The 4,442-nt window shown below is 37.7% G+C and carries 10 protein-coding genes; 8 read left to right on the forward strand and 2 right to left on the reverse strand.

The window, feature by feature from the left end:
* The 7 genes from IM485_RS18870 to IM485_RS18900 form a co-directional block, all read left to right on the forward strand.
* Positions 1 to 1,169 (forward strand): apoptotic protease-activating factor (locus IM485_RS18870; RefSeq protein ID WP_353846027.1); only part of this gene is annotated, 1,169 nt, incomplete at its 5' end.
* Between the two features lie 67 nt (positions 1,170 to 1,236).
* On the forward strand, positions 1,237 to 1,485 hold the full coding sequence (locus IM485_RS18875) for a type II toxin-antitoxin system Phd/YefM family antitoxin (RefSeq protein WP_002739617.1): 249 nt from the start codon (positions 1,237 to 1,239) through the stop codon (positions 1,483 to 1,485).
* Positions 1,478 to 1,747 (forward strand): type II toxin-antitoxin system RelE family toxin, encoded by a 270-nt coding sequence (locus IM485_RS18880; RefSeq protein ID WP_002739840.1) that lies wholly within the window; start codon positions 1,478 to 1,480, stop codon positions 1,745 to 1,747. Before IM485_RS18875 ends, IM485_RS18880 begins: the two co-directional genes overlap by 8 nt.
* Before the next feature lie 82 nt (positions 1,748 to 1,829).
* A complete protein-coding gene (locus IM485_RS18885) occupies positions 1,830 to 2,120 on the forward strand; it encodes a UPF0175 family protein (RefSeq protein WP_002780147.1) in 291 nt (96 codons plus the stop codon).
* The gene (locus IM485_RS18890) at positions 2,104 to 2,598 is read left to right on the forward strand and encodes a PIN domain-containing protein (protein WP_287744990.1); all 495 of its coding nucleotides are present in this window, start codon (positions 2,104 to 2,106) and stop codon (positions 2,596 to 2,598) included. The genes IM485_RS18885 and IM485_RS18890 overlap by 17 nt, the downstream gene beginning before the upstream one ends.
* A gap of 27 nt (positions 2,599 to 2,625) precedes the next feature.
* On the forward strand, positions 2,626 to 2,847 hold the full coding sequence (locus IM485_RS18895) for a hypothetical protein (protein WP_194014699.1): 222 nt from the start codon (positions 2,626 to 2,628) through the stop codon (positions 2,845 to 2,847).
* A gap of 53 nt (positions 2,848 to 2,900) precedes the next feature.
* Positions 2,901 to 3,227, forward strand: coding sequence for a type II toxin-antitoxin system VapC family toxin (locus tag IM485_RS18900; protein ID WP_255348759.1), 327 nt, complete (start codon positions 2,901 to 2,903; stop codon positions 3,225 to 3,227).
* A 274-nt stretch (positions 3,228 to 3,501) separates the two neighbouring features.
* Here IM485_RS18900 and IM485_RS18905 read toward each other — a convergent pair whose 3' ends face one another.
* Both IM485_RS18905 and IM485_RS18910 read right to left on the reverse strand, forming a co-directional pair.
* The gene (locus IM485_RS18905) at positions 3,502 to 3,756 is read right to left on the reverse strand and encodes a type II toxin-antitoxin system RelE family toxin (RefSeq protein ID WP_104398400.1); all 255 of its coding nucleotides are present in this window, start codon (positions 3,754 to 3,756) and stop codon (positions 3,502 to 3,504) included.
* On the reverse strand, positions 3,753 to 3,953 hold the full coding sequence (locus IM485_RS18910; protein WP_287744991.1) for a RelB antitoxin-like protein: 201 nt from the start codon (positions 3,951 to 3,953) through the stop codon (positions 3,753 to 3,755). The genes IM485_RS18905 and IM485_RS18910 overlap by 4 nt, the downstream gene beginning before the upstream one ends.
* A 367-nt stretch (positions 3,954 to 4,320) precedes the next feature.
* Between IM485_RS18910 and IM485_RS23080 the strand changes: the two genes are divergently transcribed.
* Positions 4,321 to 4,442: IS1634 family transposase N-terminal domain-related protein (locus IM485_RS23080; RefSeq protein WP_502882196.1), on the forward strand; the 122-nt coding region annotated here is incomplete at its 3' end.

The following is a 4,442-nucleotide window of genomic DNA, read 5'->3' on the forward strand; positions in this document are numbered from 1 at the left end:
CGGTCAGCTTGTTATCCGAAGCCTTAGAGATTGTCAGAGGGTTTGAAGACGAATACACTCGTGCAGAAGTATTGAAGGGGTTGGCTTCACACTTGTCTGAAAGGTTGTTATCCGAAGCCTTAGAAATTGCCAGAGGGATTGGGAATGAAGGGTGCCGTGTAATGGCGTTGACGGGGTTAGGTTTCCATTTACCTGAAAGTGTGTTACTCGAAGCATTGAAAAGTACCATGCCCACAAAATTGGACAATTATTCGATTTTATATAAATACAGACATAAAGAAATATTGATAAACTTAGCTCCCTATTTACCTCAAAACCTTTTACCCAAAGCCTTAGAGATGGTCAGAGACGTTTGGTATAAAGACCGTGTAGAGGCATTGACAGGATTAGCTCCCTATTTACCCCAAAATCTTTTACCCGAAGCCTTAGAAATTGCCAGAGCCATTGGGGATGAAGATAACCGTGCAAGAGCATTGACAGGATTAGCTCCTTATTTATTCCAAAATCTTTTACCCAAAGCCTTAGAGATGGTCAGAGACCTTGGGGGACAAGACCGTTGGAGACAAGACCGTGTAGAGGCATTGACAGGATTAGCTCCCTATTTACCCCAAAATCTTTTACCCAAAGCCTTAGAGATTGCCAGAGACCTTGGGAATGGAGGATACCGTGTAGAGGCATTGACAGGGTTAGCTCCCTATTTACCCCAAAATCTTTTACCCGAAGCCTTAGAAAGTGCCATATTTATCGAAAACGAATACTATCGTGCAAAATTGCTTATAAAAATAGCACCTTATTTACCCCAAAATATTTTATCTGAAGCATTGGAAATTGCCATGGCTATTGGGTCTAAAAAAAATCGTACTATAGCATTGGCAGGATTAGCTCCCCTTTTACCTGACATCTTAAACGAAGCGTTAGCTATTGCCAAAGGCATTGGGAGTGAATCGGAGCGCGCAAAGGCATTAAAAGCCTTAACCGCCACCTTAACCCCTGCTAATGTTGACTTATCTTTCTGGCAAGATGTCCTTCATGCTTTGGGTACTCTCACTCGTCTTCATTTCCTCGAAACTATTCCCAACTTAGCGCCTTTAATCCTTCATTTTGGGGGGGAGGTCGCTTTAAGAGAAGTGTATCAAAGTATTAGGGATGTTAGTCGCTGGTGGCGGTGATTCTCCTGTCAATAATTGCTATAATAGCTAAAATGGTCATAATGGCTAGTTTCTATAAAGGTTAGTTATGAAAACATTAGGAGCCTCAGAAGCAAAAAATCGCTTTGGCGAACTGTTAGACTTGGCTCGAAGAGAACCAGTAAAGATAGCAAAAAAGGGACGTAATGTTGCAGTCGTGCTGTCAATCGAGGAATTTGAGAGATTTTCCGAGTTAGAAAATCAACTTTTGGCTTTACAGGCAGAAAAAGCTCATCAAGAAGGTTTTATCGGAACAACAGAAAGTGAGGCTTTACTGTCAGAAATTTTAAATGCTTAAGATTAACCTATCTCGACAGGCAACTAAACGCTTAAAAAAACTGCCAGATAAACACGCCAAACAAGTAGCCACAAAAATAACCGAACTGAGAACAAATCCCTATCCCCAAGATTCTCTAAAGTTAAAAGGATACTCTTATCATAGAGCCGATATTGGTGAATATCGAATCGTTTATCGTGTTGAGGAGCAAACACTAGAAATCTTGCTGATTGACAAACGAAACGATGATGAAATTTATAAACAACTAAAGAGAACAATATAGAGAATCTTAATTATCAAACATCAATTAATTAGCGATATTATTCCTGCTAAAATCAAGAAAAACGAATTATTTTTAAACACTCATGAGCATTAATGTAACATTTCCCGAAGAACTCCTCATTGCTGCCAGAGAAGAAAAAGAAGCATTCTCTCGTAAAGTTATCATTTATACATTAGGGCATCTTTATCAAGAAGGAAAAATTTCAGCAGGAATCGGCGCACAAGTATTAGGATGCGATAAATATACATTTTATACACTTCTCTCTGAGTATGGTTTTTCCATTATTGATTACACAGCAGAAGAATGGGAATCAGAAATACAAACCAGCCGTAAATTAGCCAAAAAAATCAAAGAGAATGAAGATAATTGTTAATTCTACACCGATCATCGCCTTATCTTTGATTAATCAATTAGATCTTCTTAATCAGCTATTTAATGAAGTGATTATTCCTTGGACAGTTTATCAAGAAATTGTCATCGCTGGAGATAATAAACCGGGGGCAAAAGAACTCAAAAATGCCAATTGGATTCAAGTCCAAGAAGTTGTATCATCATCTCCTCTTGAACCGCTATTACTAGGATTAGATCGAGGAGAATTAGAAGTTATTCTCTTGGCAATTTCAATCAAACCAGACTGGGTAATTATAGATGAGAAATTAGCAAGAAGAGTTGCCAAAGCTATGGAATTAACCGTCAAAGGAACATTAGGAATTCTCTTGGTTGGTTTTTATGCAGGTTATCTATCTAAACAAGAAATTTTAGATTTATCACAACAGTTAGTTGATTATGGAATTCTTATTAGTTCTCCGATTCTTAATTGGCTAAAAACAGAATTAGACAATGATCATTAATATCAAATCAATGCAAAATAAACTACCATGAAACAACTAATCGTACACATTCGTGACCAAGAAAAAGCAGAAACACTCTCTAAAATTTTAACTGCTTTAGATTTTGTTGACTCCGTAGAAATCATCGAAGATCAAACAACATTATCTGATAACGAGCAAGAATTCTTTGCCCTGGCAGGACTGTGGGAAGACAGGGATATCACCCCTAAATCTATCCGTGAAGCAGCATGGCGAGAAGAAAAACGATGATTTTATGTGACACCAATATCCTCATTTAATTCTATAAAAACAACCATAGAATTATCGAAGAGCTTCGCCATATTGGACTAAATCAACTAGCCATTAGTTCCATTACTCAAGCCGAATTATATTATGGAGCAATCAATAAAAATGAACTAAACAAAATCAAAAGACATCTCGGATTGCTACATACCTTTCCTGTAGATGTCGCAATATCCAATCAATTTATTAACTTAATGGAAACCTACTCCCTCAGTCACAAACTCAACATCCCTGACGCTATCATTGCCTCAACAGCATTAGTGCAGAATATTAAGCTATATACATTGAATTTGAGAGATTTTTGTTTTATTCAAGGCTTAGAACTCTATGATCTGTCAAATGAATAACCCATCAACGTTAGCATTTTCCAGCGTTCAGCGAACCAGTCATGAATTAGTCAAAAAATCAAAGAGAATGAAGATAATTGTTAATTCTATTCCCAACTTAGTCCCTTTAATCCTTCATTTTTGGGGGGAGGTCGCCTTAAGAGAAGTGTATCAAAGTATTAGGGATGTTAGTCGCTGGTGGCGGTGATTCTTGTTCTATGAATTAGCCTCCGCCTTACCCAATTGAATCAGCGAGTGCTTTTGCTCTGATATTGTGAGGGATGATTGCTTGTATTTAGCGGTAAATATGCTTTCGATGCCCAATATCAAGAACAATCACCTTCTTTTCTGAATCATCGATCCCATAAATAATTCGATAAACTCCAATCCGAACTCGCCAACCTTCTCTTCCTGTCAGTTTTAGACATCCTGATGGTCTTGGATTTTCAGCTAATTCTCTAATGCCATCTCGAACTTTTTGATAATCATCCTTTGGGAGATTTGCTAAAGCCTTAGAAGCACGTTTTTTAATAGTGATATTGTAACTCATTGCTGACTATTTTCAATTTCAGCGATCGCTACTTCAAAAGGAATTTCATCATCATCGCCTGAGACAGCTAAATCATAGGCTCTAATGGCATCTAACTCTTCCGATTCTTCCAGCAGTTTCTGATATTCTTCTATATCTAAAAGAACACCTATTCGATTACCCTGATCATCGGTGATATACCTTTCCTTTAATTTCATTTGAGAACAACTGCCTTAGTTAATTTTCGTTCCAATTATAACTCAGGTGTTAAGCCCTGCCAATATTGACCTATCCTTCTGGGAAAAAACCTTTCATGCTTTGAGGACTCTCACTCTTCCTCATTTCCTCGAAACTATTCCCAACTTAGTCCCTTTAATCCTTCATTTTGGTGGAGAGGTTGCCTGAAGAGAAGTGTTGCAAGGTATTAGGGATGTTATAACTGAACTTCACCCATACATATATACCATAATAGCCGAAACCCTTATCCATCAATGGATATACCCCTTAACTTTTCTTAATGTACCCATGTAATTTGTAACATTTCTTAATGGACAAGAATTCTCTCCATTTGCTAAAATGATAGCCATGTATATAGAAAAAGTTCCTAACCGTAATTCCCCCCCCGCCGTTCTTCTTCGAGAGTCCTATCGAGAAGGAGATCAAGTCAAAAAAAGAACCCTTGCCAATCTCTCAAAATTACCCGATGA

It is taken from the genome of Microcystis sp. M169S2 (genome assembly GCF_020245865.1).
GTDB classification, from domain to species: domain Bacteria; phylum Cyanobacteriota; class Cyanobacteriia; order Cyanobacteriales; family Microcystaceae; genus Microcystis; species Microcystis ichthyoblabe_A.